We start from the raw sequence: 13,737 nt of genomic DNA, 5'->3' as shown, positions 1-13,737 counted from the left end.
CACGCTCAGGACCGTCGGGGCACTCCGCCTACCCTTGGGGCATGGATCTGGGCCTCGACTTCGGCACGACACACACCGTCATCGCCCATGCGGACAGGGGCAACTACCCCGTGGTGACCTTCCTCGACCAGGACGGTGACGCGCACGGCCACTTCCCCACCGTCGCGGCGGACGACGGCGGAAAGGTCGTCTACGGTTTCGCGGCCCTCGAGGCGGCGCGCCGAGGTGCGCCCTTCGTCCGCTCCTTCAAGCGCGTCCTGGCCGAGCCGCGCGTCACCGCGGAGACGACGATGCGCCTCGGTGAGCGCCGGGTGCCGCTGCTCGAGGTGCTGACGGGCTTCTTCGAGGCCCTGTTGGAGGCGCTGCGGGGCGACTCGAGCGTCGAGGGCGCTCTGGGCGAGGACGCCCCACGCACCGTGCTGGGCGTGCCGGCACACGCGGACAGCGCTCAGCGGTTCCTCACCCTGGAGGCGTGCCGCCGCGCGGGCTTCGAGGTCGTCGGTATGGTCAACGAGCCGTCGGCCGCCAGCTTCGAGTTCGCCCACCGGCAGGCCCGCTCGATCACGTCCCGGCGCAACCTCGTGATCGTCTACGACCTCGGTGGCGGCACCTTCGACGCGTCTCTGCTGGAGCTGTCCGGCACCGCGCACGAGGTCCTCGCCTCCTTCGGAGTGAACCGCCTCGGCGGTGACGACTTCGACGAGGTCCTGGCCGAGACCGCTCTCCGCGTGGCGGGACGCAGCCGGCAGGAGCTGGCGCCAGAGTCCTGGGAGGCGCTGCTCGACGAGTGCCGCGACGCGAAGGAGCGGCTCACCCCGCAGTCCCGCAGAGTCGCCGTGGAGGTCCCTTTGGCGCGCCGCGACGAAGAAGGCGACGAAGGCACCGTCGTGAACGTGGGGGTGGACGACTACTACGCCGCCGCCGCTCCCCTCGTGGAGGCGACGGTCGACGCCATGGAACCTCTCGTCCGGCACCTCAGCTCCCAGGCGGAGGACAGCACCGACCTGGAGGGTGTGGCGGGCATCTACATCGTCGGTGGGGCCAGTGGCCTCCCACTCGTGCCGCGCGTGCTCAGAGCCCGTTTCGGTCGGAGGGTGCACCGCTCACCGATGCCCAGCGCCTCGACTGCCGTGGGCCTGGCCATCGCGGCGGACCGGGATGCGGGCTTCTCGCTGCGCGACCGCCTGTCCCGCGGCTTCGGAGTCTTCCGTGAGCGCGAAGGTGGCGCGTCCCTGTCGTTCGACCCGGTGCTGGACCGCTCGCTCGTCACTGCGGAGGTGGTCGGTGTCGAGTCACCCGCGGAACCCGTCGTCGTCACCCGGCGCTACCAGGCGGCCCACAACGTAGGCTGGTTCCGGTTCGTCGAGTACTCGTCGGTCGACGAGTACGGCGAGCCTCGCGGCGACCTCGTACCGGTCGCGGACATCTCCTTCCCGTTCGAGCCGAAGCTGCAGCGGCTGCACGCTGGAGGCGGCCTCGACTCGGCCTCCGACTCCCCCTCCAACGGGCTGCACGACATACCGGTCGTGCGGCAGGACAACGGTCCGACCATCGAGGAGCGGTACACGGTGGACCCGGCGGGGATCATCTCCGTGGCCCTGACCGACCTGACAACGGGGTACCGTCAGGAGCACGTGCTTCAGGCGTGACGTCCGGGCAGTGCCGACGGGATTTCTCTGGCTGCCTGCGGGGAAGGGCCGCGAGAGGTACGTTGAGTGCGTCTAGCGGTGTGGCTTGGCGACCGAGTGCGTTTTGCGGCGTGTTGCGTGCGCTGTCGTCGGGTCCGGTGTGGGGAGCGAACCTTCGCGGGTCTCTGTTTTAGAGGCTCCGCGACCGGCGTGGGGAGGATCCATGAACCGACCTCAGTGGGCGCCCGCGGGCATCGACGTGTCACGTCCCAGCGCGGCCAGGGTGTACGACTACTACCTCGGCGGCTCGCACAACTTCGCTGTGGACCGGAAGATGGCCGACGAGGCGATCCGGCTGTGGCCCGAGCTGCCGCACATCATGCAGGCGAACAGGAGCTTCCTGCGCCGGTCGGTGCACTACCTCGCCGGTCAGGGGATCAGCCAGTTCGTGGATGTGGGCTCTGGGATCCCCACGGCGGGCAACGTCCACGAGATCGCCCAGCGGGTCAACCCTGAAGCACGAGTCGTGTACGTGGACAACGACCCTGTCGCCGTGGCGCACAGCCGGGCGATCCTGGCCGACACCCGCGGGTCGACCGTGGTGGAGGCCGACCTTCGTCAGCCCGAGCAGATCTTCGAGGACCCGGCCGTGAAGTCGCTGGTGGACTTCGGGGCTCCGGTCGCCTTGCTGCTCGTGGCCGTGCTGCACTTCGTCCCGGACCAGGACGATCCGCAGTCGGCGGTGCGGCGCCTCTGCGAACCGCTGCCACCGGGCAGCCACGTGGCCATCTCGCATGCCAGCTCGGATGGCCAGCCCGACCTGGCGGCCACCCACCAGCTGCTCTACCAGCGGACCCCTACGCCGATGACGATGCGGACCGGGGAACAGATCGCGACGTTCTTCTCCGGGCTGCAGCTCGTCCCACCCGGCCTGGTGCCGATCCCGCGGTGGCGACCCGACGACGACCCCGTCGACGTGGCCGGTGAGCGCATGGTCGGGTACGCCGGAGTCGGCGCCAAGACGTGACCCCGCCGTAGACGAGAGCGACCGTGCCTGACCAGCAGCTTCGGCGCCTCCCGGCGGAGGCCGCCGACGTATGGGCGCGGGCCGTCCTGGGCACCAGCTACGTCTCCCTCAGCGGGGAGGAGGCCAGGGCTCTGCTGGCCGAGCTCGTCCGAGAGCTGGAGGTCGCGCTGGTCAGCCGACCGTTCAGTCCCGAGTCCGCGCTGCGGGTCGGCGCGCGGCTCGTCGAGGCGCACTTCACCCAGCCGCGCAGCCTGTCGAGAACGCTCGTCGTGCTGCTGGGGCTCTCCGACCACTTGGGTGCGCCCACGGACGAGATGCCGCAGCGGTGGCGACAGGTCGTCGCGGCCCTCGCCGAGGGATACACGACCGCGCTCAGGAACCACGTGCTGAGCGAGCAGCAGGAGATCCTCGACGCCGCCCTGGTTGCCCGGGAGCAGGCGGAGGAGGCCCTCTGGGCCAGTGAGCGGAGGCTCGAACAGACCAAGGACGACTTCATCGCCACGGTGACCCACGAGCTGCGGACACCCCTGACCCCGATCAAGGGATACCTGCAGATCCTTCTCTCCCGCGGCGAGGCGATCGACAGCGAGCAGCGGGCCGAGTTCTACCGCGTCATGCTCTCCGAGGCGGACCTCATCCAGCACCTGCTCGACGACCTCCTCACCGCCGCCTCAGGCATCGGCGAGACGAACTTCAGCGTCACGCTGCAAGAGGCGGACGTCGCTCGGGTGGTGAGGCGTGCGCTCGACGGTCTGGGGCCGGCGAACGTGCGGACGTTCGAGTGGCTGGGCGATGACGACGTCGGTACTGCCGTGTGTGACCCTGTGCGGCTGCGCCAGGTGCTCACCAACCTCCTCAGGAACGCGGACCAGTACGCGGGCCCGGGCAGCCCCGTGCAGGTGTCGGCCAAGGGGACCGGCGACCTGGTGGAGATCGTCGTACGCGACTTCGGTCCCGGGGTCCCGGCCGAGCTGGCGGAGACGGTGTTCGAGCCGTTCAGCCGCCTGGAGCGCGGCCCCACGGCCGGAACGGGGCTCGGGCTGCACATCGCTCGTCGACTGATGGACACCATGGGCGGTCGGATCTGGGTCACCGACGCGGCCCCCGGAGCGGCCTTTCACGTCACGGTTCCTCGACCGCCTCGCTGAGCGTCACGGCAAGGGGCCGCAGCTCTTCGCCGAGGAGGTGCAGGAGCAGTCCGGCGAGGTCGGCTCGTCCTGCGTGGGTGGTCACCAAAACCACAGGCAACCCATGGTTGCGCTTGCCGCGTCCAGGTCCTAGAGTGACGTGCAACCAAAGGTTGCAGAATGGAGAAGGCCCGATGGAGTACGGAAGCATCCACCGTGAGATCCACGTCGACGCGGCACCGTCCGTCGTCTACGAGGTGGTCAGCACGCCGGAACACCTTCAGGAGTGGTGGCCGGACTCGGCCGACCTCCAACCGGTGCCTGGCGCCACGGGAGCGGTCTCGTTCGGTGACGCGTCGTCGGGGGACGTGAAGGTGGCGCCCCTGACCGTCGTGGAGGCCGACCCGCCGCGGCGGTTCTCCTTCCGGTGGGTGTACGACGAGGGGCAGGTGGCGACGCCGACCAACTCGCTCCTGGTCACCTTCGAGCTCGTCCCCTCGGGTGCGGGCACCCTGCTGCGCTTCACTGAGGCCGGGTTCCACGAGAAGGGCTGGGAGGCCGCGGTGCTCGAGGAGCAGTTCCGCGAGCACGTCGCCGGTTGGGACCACTTCCTGCCCCGCCTCGTCCCCTACGTTGCCCGGCTGGTGTCGGCGTCATGAACGTGGTCGACGACGAGCTCTGGTCGGCGGTGGGGGACCCGACCAGGCGCAGGATGCTCGACCTCCTGTTGTCCGCGGGCGGTACGGCCACCACGTTGAGCCAGCAGCTGCCGGTCACGAGGCAGGCGGTCGCCAAGCACCTCGGCGTACTGGACAGGGTGGGTCTGGTGCATGTGACCCCGTCCGGGCGCGAGCGCCTCTACGAGGTGGACCAGGCACAGCTGGCGCGTGCGGTCGCGCAGCTCTCGTCGGTCGGAGCCGCCTGGGACGCCCGGCTGGACCGGATCAAGCGCATCGCCGAGCGGGTCCAGCGCAGCCGGGAGGGCTGACGCTCACGAAGAACGACGTCGCCACCCCCGTGGCGGCTCGATGGTCCGCGCCCGAATGCCGGAGTGCGGAAGTCACACGAGAAAGAGGTACCGAGATGGTCGATATCCTGCACAGGATCGGAGTGACGGCGTCTCCCGACGACGTGTACGCGGCCTTGACGACGGTGGAAGGCCTGGCGAGCTGGTGGACCGAGGACACGGGAGGCGACGGCAGTGTCGGAGGGCTGGTGAGGTTCCGTTTCGAGCCCGGTGGCTTCGACATGAAGGTGCTGGAGGCCCAGCCCGCTGAGCTCGTCCGGTGGGAGGTCGTCGACGGGCCGCAGGAGTGGGTGGGCACAGAGATCCGCTTCGACCTCGCCCAGCAGGACGGTTTCACGATCCTGAAGTTCCGGCACGGAGGCTGGAAGGGGCCGGTGGACTTCATGTACCACTGCAGCACCAAGTGGGCGACCTTCCTGATGAGCCTCAAGAGCGTGCTGGAGACGGGCAAGGGGCAGCCGGCGCCGCACGACGTGAGGATCAGCAACTGGCACTAGGGCCGCACTGGGCCGGGTCGTCCGGGGCCCGGTCCACTCGGGCTCGGCGGTCTGGGGCTCGAACCTCTAGGACGTTTCCAGGCACTGCTTGACGGCGTCGAGGAGCGTCCTCCAGCGCGGATCTCCCTGAGGACCGATGTTGCGCATGCGGCTGCACAGATAGGCCAACGCCACCTCGTAGTCGGGGTCCGCGATACCCAGGCGTCCGCCCGCCCCCGTGTGGCCGAAGGATGCGGGTCCGAACCCGGGCATGCTCGGCGAAGCCAGCTGGTAGCCGAGGCCGAAGCGGATGTCGGGGCCGGTCGTGCCGCTCTCGACCAGGGTCTCGACGTGGTCGGTGTGGGGAGCAGTGGCGGCCGTGCGGGTGTCTTCGCCGATCAGCCGTACGCCGTCCACGGGAGCCAGGAGCGCCGCGTACATCGTGGCCAGGGCCCGTGCATCGGTGATCGCACCGATGCCGGGCCGTTCCGCGGCATAGTGCTCCCGGGTCTCGACAGGGTCGTCGAAGTCCGGGTCCATCGGCGGGTTCTCACGAAGGAACTGTTGGCGAAGTGCGGCGTAGCTGCCCGGCGCCGGAGCCTCCTCGTTCGGCTGCATCGGGTCCGCCTCATGCCACAGGCCGGGAACCACACGGTGGATGTGCTGCTCCGGCAGGCCGATCCACAGGTCGACACCCAGCGGCTCGGCGATGAGCTGTCGGACGTGATGGCTGATGCTGTGACCGGAGGCCCGCCGGACGATCTCGTCCAGGAGCGTGCCGTAGGTGACCGGGTGGTACGCCATGGCCGTGCCGGGCTCCCAGAGGGGCGCGGCGGCCGCGAGGGCCGCCGTGACGCCCGGCCCGCGGTGCAGGTCCAGCCCGCGCAGGCCCGTGCCGACCGGTGGGTACGGCAAGCCGGCGGTGTGCGAGGCCACCATGGCGACCGTGACGCGGTCCTTTCCCGCGGCGGCGAACTCGGGCCAGTAGGCGGCGACCCGCTGCTCCGGGTCCAGCACGCCTCTCTCGGCCAGCATGGCCAGGACTGTGGCGGTGACACCCTTGCTGCAGGACGCGACCATCATCAGCGCGTCCTCGGGCATAGGCCGCTGGTTCACCACGTCGGTGCCGCCCCACAGGTCGACCACCCTGGTTCCGCGGTGGAGGACGGTGACTGCTGCGGCGTCCTCGCCCGGGTCGACGAAGTTGCGCCGGAAGGCGTCAGCGACTGCTCCGAACCCCTCCGCTACGTGCATGACACCAGTCAAGCGCTGCTCGGCGCCCTGGGCCAACGTGCGTCGCCGCCCGCGCGTCCTTGGTCACGGGGTACGGCGGTTCACCGGCCGCGGCCTTCGGCCGAGATCACTCGCCTGAGCTCGGCCATGAGCCGGGCAGCGCACCTGCTTGCAATGGAAAGCGGTTGCCCGCATCGTGGGATAGCGCTTGCCGCGATGGGGTCCTGGCCCGCATCATCGGCTTACCGCACTGGCCCAGCGGGCTAGTTGCAATGGCGTCACGACGTTCCACCGACGCCGGGGCAGTGCCTCTCCCGAGGTGCGAGTGTTCTGTTGCTCAACGACGAGACAAAGGTGTTCACGTGTCTTCACGGATCTCGCTGCGTGGTTCGCGGTGCCTTCGGGCGCTCGGTCTGGCCGTGACGGCTACCGCTCTAGTGGTCGGTCCAGGCGTCACCGCAGGGGCCGCCACCGCCGCCCAGGACCTGTTGTTCGACTTCCAGTGCGCGGGCAACCCGACGGCCCAGGGCTACACCGCGGTGCTGCCGACGACCGCCTGGTCGGCCGGCGGGTTCGGCTTCGACACGCCTTTGGCGTCGACGGCGTGCCGCAACCGCCTTACCGGCACGGCGGACCCTGCGCTGCAGGACTTCGTGCTGCCGACGACGGCGTCGGTGTTCCGTGCCTCGGTACCCGACGGTACCTACACCGTCGTCATCCGGTCCGGCGACGCGGAGAACACGAGCAACTCCGGCTTCGTGGTGGGTGGCATCACGGTGCCCGCGAGAAGCACCACGAAGGGGGCGATCGACGAGCGTGTCGTCGATGACGTGCAGGTCACCGGCGGACAGCTCGAGGTGCGCTTCTCCGGCAGCTCGATCCGGGTCAACTCCATCCAGATCCTGCGGCCGGTCGCGGCCCCGAAGGCCGTGACGTCGACCGTGGTCGCCCGCCCGGACAGCGCCTCGGTCACGCTGGCGTGGGACGCGGTCGGCAACGCGGCCGGATACCGGGTCTTCAGGTCGACCGCTGGTGCGGCGCCGGTGGCGGTGTCCGACGTTGCACCGGGCGCGAGCCCGTCATGGACCGACGCCGACGTCCAGCTGGCCGACGACTACACCTACCAGGTCGCGAGCCTGAGCTCGCGTGGCCTCGAGAGCGAGCGGACCGAACCGCTGAGGGTCACCGTGGTGGACCCGTCCGCCCCCCGGCCGGCCACGCCGACCGGCCTGAGCGGGGCCTGGCGGGACGGCGGTGTCGCGCTGTCCTGGACCGCGACGCCGGGTGCCGTGGCGTATGACGTGTACCGGTCCCGGCCCGACCGCCAGCCGGTCCGGGTCATCCGGGTGCAGGCCACCACGTGGACGGACACCGCCGCGCAGCGGTCCGCCGACTATGTCTACCGGGTCGCCGCCGTGGCCCCGGGTGGCCGCTCGGACCTGTCCGCTCCTGTCGAGGTCGCCCACACCGCAACCCTGGTGCGCCAGGCCGAGCGCCTCGACCGCGCGCCGGTCGCCGTAGCGACGGACGGCGGCGTGTACGTCGGCTGGCGCCTGCTGGGTCTGGACCCCCAGAACCTGGCCTTCAACGTGTACCGGGACGGGCAGCGCATCACCGACTCGCCCGTCACCGGGGCCACCAACCGCCTGGATCCTCAGGGGAAGGCCACGTCGGTCTACCGGATCGCCACCGTGGTGGGGGGCGTCGAGCGCTGGGCGACCAAGGAGTTCACCGTCTGGGACGACCAGACCCTGGACGTACCGCTGAACAAGCCGGCCGGCGGGACCACTCCGGACGGCGTCGCCTACGACTACCGCGCGAACGACGCCTCGATCGGTGACGTGGACGGTGACGGCCAGTACGAGATCATCCTGAAGTGGGACCCGTCCAACTCCAAGGACAACTCACTGACCGGCTACACCGGCAACGTCTACGTCGACGCGTATGAGCTGGACGGCACCCAGCTGTGGCGCATCGACCTCGGCAAGAACATCCGCGCGGGGGCGCACTACACCCAGTTCCAGGTCTTCCACTACAACGGCGACGGCCGCGCCGAGGTCGCGATGAAGACGGCCGACGGCACGACGGACGGCGCCGGTACCGTCATCGGCGACGGCTCGAAGGACTACCGCATCACCACCGGCAAGTCGACCGGCTACATCCTGTCCGGCCCCGAGTACCTCACCATGTTCGAGGGGGCGACCGGCAAGGCCGTCGACACGGTGCCCTACACCCCTGCTCGGGGAGACGTCGCCGCCTGGGGTGACGACTACGGCAACCGTGTCGACCGCTTCAGGGCCGGCACGGCGTACCTCGACGGACAGCACCCGAGCCTCATCATGACGCGGGGGTACTACACACGCTCAGTCGTCGCGGCCTATGACTTCGACGGCACGAAGCTGACCCGACGCTGGGTGTTCGACAGTGACGTGGCCGGCAAGCAGTACGGCGACAACGGGAACCACAACCTGTCGGTGGCGGACGTCGACGGTGACCAGAAGGACGAGCTCGTCCTTGGTTCCTTGACCCTCGATGACGACGGCACGGTGCTCAACAACACCGGGCTCGGGCACGGCGACACCCTGCACGTGTCGGATTTCGACCCCAGCCGCCCGGGGCTGGAGGTCTTCGCGGCCCACGAGGAGATGGCCCAGTCCGGCAACCGGGGGGCGACCTACCGCGACGCCGAGACCGGCGAGATCATCTGGTCGATGCCCGCGACGCGGGACACGGGCCGGGCCGTGATGGGCGACATCGACCCCACACACCCCGGTGCCGAAGGCTGGGCGGTCGGCGGTGACGCCTCGTACAACTCCCCGGTCGGCGAGCTGCGCGCCTCCTCCGGCGAGCTGCTGAGCACCGACATCCCGGCGGCCAACTTCCTCACGTGGTGGGATGGCGACCTCCTGCGGGAGATCGGCGACCACGACTTCGACCCCGCCACGGGAGCAGGTGTGCCGACCATCTCGAAGTGGGACTGGCAGGCGAAGAAGTCCGTCGAGCTGTACCGGGCCGAGGGGACGCTGTCCAACAACGGCACCAAGGGCAACCCGTCGCTGCAGGCGGACCTGTTCGGCGACTGGCGTGAGGAGATCGTCACCCGCACCGCCGACTCCACCGCGCTGCGGATCGCCACCACCGTGGACCTCACCGACCACCGGCTGCGCACGCTGCAGTCCGACCCGGTCTACCGACTGGGCGTGGCGTGGCAGAACACCGGCTACAACCAGCCGCCGCACACCTCCTACTTCCTCGGCCAGGGCATGACCACCCCGCCCGCTCCGGCCATCGCCTACACCGGCACCGAGCCAGGCCCCGCCCCGACGGTGGTCCCGTGGACCGTGAAGGGCTTCTACGCACCCATCGACATGGATGGTGTCGTCAACACCGTCAAGGCTGGGAACACCATCCCGCTGAAGTTCGAGGTCTTCGCCGGCGACCGGGAGATCACCGCACCTGCCGAGGTGAAGGTCTCCGCCGAGGCGGTCTCGTGCAGCACCTCGGCACCCACCGACGAGGTCGAGCTGACGGCAAGCGGTAACACGGCACTCCGGTACGACGAGGCAAGTGGGCAGTTCGTCTACACCTGGAAGACCCCCAGCACCGCTGGCACCTGCTACGCGATGACCGCGACGGCCGCCGACGGTACCTCCACCACCGCCTACGTGAAGACCCGCTGACTCGACGCCACAGCGCCCGGCCCCATTCTGGGGACCGGGCGCTGTTGCGTCACGCACTGGCTGCCGTCGTTATCGTGCTGGGGCCGATGCGCGCGGACGAGGGCCGGGCTGAGAGCCGGTGTCGCCTCGGCGCCCCGATCAGTGTATGCGAGAGCTCCGCGCTGCCGGCTCATATGACATCTGTCATGAGCCAGGCCGTCCATTGTGACGATGTGCATGCGGAGGCATGAGGCGGAGTGTGGAAGCGCGTGTACGACGCAGAATGCGGTGCCGCTGATGCGAGTGCAGCGATGAAGAGCGAGCGGCCGGAGGCAGAAGATGAAGCGATCCCGTGCGCTGTTGTCGTCCGGGCTGCTGATGGCGGCCGCCGTCCTCGCGATTCCGCAGGCTTCGTCCGGGAGCGCACCGGGGTCGCTGGATCCGTTGTGCGAGCGGCATCCGACATTGTGTCCGGATCCGAGTTCCCGACAGAACTACGAAGGCGACTACGTGGGCCACGACGAGCCGGCATTGCTCTTCTACTCCAACAGGGCCGGGTCTGGGAACTCGAACACGTGGCAGCTGCGGCTTCCGCGCGAGGCGCCGACGGTGCCGAAGCAGGACGGCACCGGCGGGACCTGGAACTTCCAGCGCAGCATTGCGTTCTGGTTCGGCATGGATCTGTGCGAAACGCAGAGCTACCCGAACCCGGGCGTTCCGTGCACGCCGGACTCGGACACGAACATCAAGGACAGCAGCGACCACACCTCACCAGACTGGATGGGCAACCATGTGGGGTCAGGCTTCCTGGAGCTGCAGTTCTACCCACCGGGCTGGGTATCCAGCGTCTCGTGCGACCCGACCAGGTGGTGCGCGGCGATGGTGGTGTTCGGTCTGTCCGCGACCCGCACCCAGGTGAACAACGCCGACTGCCTGAACCGCGCCGGTGAGGAGTGGGCGAACTTCGCCTTCATCACCAAGAGCGGGGTCCCGCAAGGGCCGCCAGACCCGCTGAACGCCACCTCGGCCTCTGTCACTCCCGACCCGGCGCACGTGTTGCTCATGGACGCCGGCGACACCCTGCAGGTTTCGATCCACGACTCGCCGTCCGGGCTCGTGAACTCGATCACTGACCTGACGAGCGGGCAGAGCGGTTTGATGACCGCCAGCGTCGCGAACGGTTTCAGGCACCCGCTGTTCCAGCCGGCAGCGGCCACGTGCACCGAGGAGCCGTACGCGTTCCACCCGATGTACGCCACCTCGAGCGAACACACGATCGTGCCGTGGACGGTGCACACGTACAACGTGTCCTTCTCCGACGAGATCGGCCACTTCGAATACTGCGACGATGCCAACGTGCGGGGCAGCTGCGTCGATCCGGGAGTCGGTGAGGCGAAGAAGGATGCGGACGACGCGGACTGCTTCAACGCCAGCGCCTCCCTGCTTGCGCCGGTCGGTGGCTGCATCGCGACCGACAGTGACTTCGATGGGACGTCCTATCAGCCGCACTGGTCCGGCACGCTGGCCGACCCCGCCCGCGACCGGCTGCTGCACTCGCAGTCGTTCCAGCTCACCAGCCCGCAGACCAACGGCCGTAACTACAACCGGATGGCGTTCGAGGCCGATATGCCGGCCATCGAGCCGCTGTCAGTCTGCGCGTTGGACGGAAACGGATGTGTCAACCCACCACCGGGCGCCAAGTTCTACCCCATCTACTCCACTCGGTCGGGCGCGAGCGGCGGATGCGCATGGCAGGAAGGGGGGACCTTCATTCCCGGCACGACCAATACGTTCGGCGGCAACTCGAGCGCCGAGTACGGCCCCGAGCTGGCGACCTACTACCCAGGCGATCCAGAGTTCCCCGAGGGCACTACCGTGGGCAACTTTCGGCAGGTGTTGACCGACAACCCATGCGTGAGCAGCGGTCGGCTTCCGTAAGGCTCGCGCTCGCCGCAGCCCGATGCCACGTGCACGCCGGTGGGCCTCGAAGATGGCTCCGGAGGGCTATGGCGCGGCCTGGTCGGCGGCGGCAGCATCAAGGCAATGGGTGCCCGACGGGGCTACCTCCCGGATGAATTGCCGGGCGGGTGGCTGGGTAGGGGTGTATCGGCACCGGCGGACGTGGTGCAACAGCGCGGCCACGGACGACGTCAGCAGATGCACTGGGCGAAGCGAGGTGCAGCACCATGGACTCTCAGGATCACCACACCCAAGAACTCACCGACGAGGCGCTTGCCGACGAGATCGCGCTGCTGGGCGAGCTCATGGCGACCGCCGCGATCGCCGCGCGGGCACTGACCCAGGCGGAGGTCGACGAAGCCCTGGGCCTGCGTGAACGAGCGGATGATGTTCGCGGCCGACTGGGCGAAAACGCCCTGATCGAGCGAGCCACCGGCTACATCGCCGAAACGCGCGGCCTTGACATGGCGCGGGCTCGCAGCGTGCTCAGAGCCGCAGCAGCCGAGGCGGGCATCACGGAGGTCGACGCCGCCCGAGCCGTACTCAAGGGCCCGTCCCCGGCGTCCTGACCGTCGAGAGCCCGGATGGGCCGGTGCCCGCACTGATAGCCCCTCCCGGGTGGCCCTAGGTGTGCAACGTTGGGCAATCCGGCGCAAGGACGTCATGGCGGCTCCGCAACGTGGGGCGGGCTGACGTCCCCGCCGTGCTGGGGTCTTGTGTTGTGCCTCTTCGGGCGCGCACCGCCGCGAGGCGACGGCCCACTTGCTGAGAGTTCCAAGACGTCTGAGGCCGGCCACCGAAGCAGACGATGGACAACCTCCACAGCCCCGGGCGGGAAGGTGAACCCCGGGCTGGTGCGCCGCGCCACTCAGCTCGTGCTCGTGGTTCACCCGCTGAGGGCAGGTTCAGACGCTTCCCACGAAGGCGGTTCAGGTCACCACCGCTCGGCGGTCTTGCGCCTGGCAAGGAGGGTGTCCACCTGTCCAGCCGGGCTGAACTGGCATGACCCCTCGTGGCCGTGTCGCAGGGTGCACATCGCGCCAGTGGGCAGGTGCACCTGCGCGCAAGCACCCTGCCGCGCAGCGCCCTCGTCGACGGACGCGTTGTGGAGCTCAGATACGTCGTTCGCGCTTGGGCCAGAGTCGGTCTTGGAGTCTGATTGGGCGTGCATCCAACATTCCAACTAACTCCCCTCGCGGGCGAGAGGGCATGGGCCCCGAAGTGAGGCTGCGCCCCACACTAGCGCGGTCGTCCGTGTCAGAGCGCTGCGCGTGCTGACGAAGATGCCCCGGCGCGGACGCTCGCCGTCGTGGCGTCCGCGCGCTCCAGTTCCCGCTGCTGTGCTCGTGGTGCTGCAGTGCACCTGGGTCATCCTGCGCTCGGGTACAGGCGCGTTCCACGCGCCGCACGGCAACCCCGGGCAGGCCCAGCGAGCAGAGGGGCTCGGCGCCATGATGCTCCGGCTGCGTGAACGTGCAATCGTGACCGGCGCCGAGGGCAGGCCCACGAGCGGCCTGCCAGGGCCAGCGTGGGGATTCTTGGCGGCGTACTCGGCTCTGGTGGGGGGCGCGCTCTGGACTGTTCTGAGCCGGTAGGCACAG

Annotated in this window: 11 protein-coding genes; 10 read left to right on the top strand and 1 reads right to left on the bottom strand. The window is 69.4% G+C overall.

What is annotated here, in order from left to right; translation table 11 throughout:
* Positions 1-41 precede the first annotated feature (41 nt).
* The 6 genes from PHA84_RS04600 (at position 42) to PHA84_RS04575 (ending at position 5,306) form a co-directional block, all read left to right on the top strand.
* The gene (locus PHA84_RS04600; protein WP_270886917.1) at positions 42-1,649 is read left to right on the top strand and encodes an Hsp70 family protein; all 1,608 of its coding nucleotides are present in this window, start codon (positions 42-44) and stop codon (positions 1,647-1,649) included.
* A 202-nt stretch (positions 1,650-1,851) separates the two neighbouring features.
* The gene (locus PHA84_RS04595) at positions 1,852-2,655 is read left to right on the top strand and encodes an SAM-dependent methyltransferase (RefSeq protein WP_270886916.1); all 804 of its coding nucleotides are present in this window, start codon (positions 1,852-1,854) and stop codon (positions 2,653-2,655) included.
* Positions 2,656-2,678: 23 nt separating this feature from the next.
* A complete protein-coding gene (locus tag PHA84_RS04590; protein ID WP_270886915.1) occupies positions 2,679-3,803 on the top strand; it encodes a sensor histidine kinase in 1,125 nt (374 codons plus the stop codon).
* A 173-nt stretch (positions 3,804-3,976) separates the two neighbouring features.
* Positions 3,977-4,441 carry an SRPBCC domain-containing protein gene (locus tag PHA84_RS04585; RefSeq protein ID WP_270886914.1) on the top strand — a complete coding sequence of 155 codons (465 nt, stop codon included), beginning with the start codon at positions 3,977-3,979 and terminating at the stop codon, positions 4,439-4,441.
* Entirely contained in the window at positions 4,438-4,770 is a 333-nt protein-coding gene (locus PHA84_RS04580) for an ArsR/SmtB family transcription factor (protein ID WP_270886913.1), read from the top strand. The genes PHA84_RS04585 and PHA84_RS04580 overlap by 4 nt, the downstream gene beginning before the upstream one ends.
* Before the next feature lie 122 nt (positions 4,771-4,892).
* Complete coding sequence (locus PHA84_RS04575; protein WP_270886912.1) at positions 4,893-5,306, top strand: SRPBCC family protein; 414 nt, start codon at positions 4,893-4,895, stop codon at positions 5,304-5,306.
* Positions 5,307-5,372: 66 nt separating this feature from the next.
* Here PHA84_RS04575 and PHA84_RS04570 read toward each other — a convergent pair whose 3' ends face one another.
* Complete coding sequence (locus tag PHA84_RS04570; RefSeq protein WP_270886911.1) at positions 5,373-6,539, bottom strand: serine hydrolase domain-containing protein; 1,167 nt, start codon at positions 6,537-6,539, stop codon at positions 5,373-5,375.
* Between the two features lie 341 nt (positions 6,540-6,880).
* Here PHA84_RS04570 and PHA84_RS20685 point away from each other — a divergent pair, with 341 nt between their 5' ends.
* The 4 genes from PHA84_RS20685 to PHA84_RS04545 all read left to right on the top strand — a co-directional run bounded on the left by PHA84_RS20685 (position 6,881) and on the right by PHA84_RS04545 (position 13,731).
* On the top strand, positions 6,881-10,198 hold the full coding sequence (locus PHA84_RS20685; protein WP_333742211.1) for a rhamnogalacturonan lyase family protein: 3,318 nt from the start codon (positions 6,881-6,883) through the stop codon (positions 10,196-10,198).
* 318 nt (positions 10,199-10,516) lie between these two features.
* A complete protein-coding gene (locus PHA84_RS04555) occupies positions 10,517-12,115 on the top strand; it encodes a hypothetical protein (RefSeq protein WP_270886910.1) in 1,599 nt (532 codons plus the stop codon).
* Positions 12,116-12,363: 248 nt separating this feature from the next.
* Positions 12,364-12,705, top strand: a complete 342-nt coding sequence (locus PHA84_RS04550) for an ANTAR domain-containing protein (protein WP_270886909.1) — start codon at positions 12,364-12,366, stop codon at positions 12,703-12,705.
* 702 nt (positions 12,706-13,407) lie between these two features.
* Positions 13,408-13,731, top strand: a complete 324-nt coding sequence (locus PHA84_RS04545; RefSeq protein ID WP_270886908.1) for a hypothetical protein — start codon at positions 13,408-13,410, stop codon at positions 13,729-13,731.
* Positions 13,732-13,737 lie beyond the last annotated feature (6 nt).

The organism is Pedococcus sp. 5OH_020 (assembly GCF_027812955.1).
Lineage (GTDB): Bacteria > Actinomycetota > Actinomycetes > Actinomycetales > Dermatophilaceae > Pedococcus.
The sequence above is the reverse complement of the archived record's forward strand: the minus strand, read 5'-3'. Positions and strand labels throughout refer to the sequence as shown.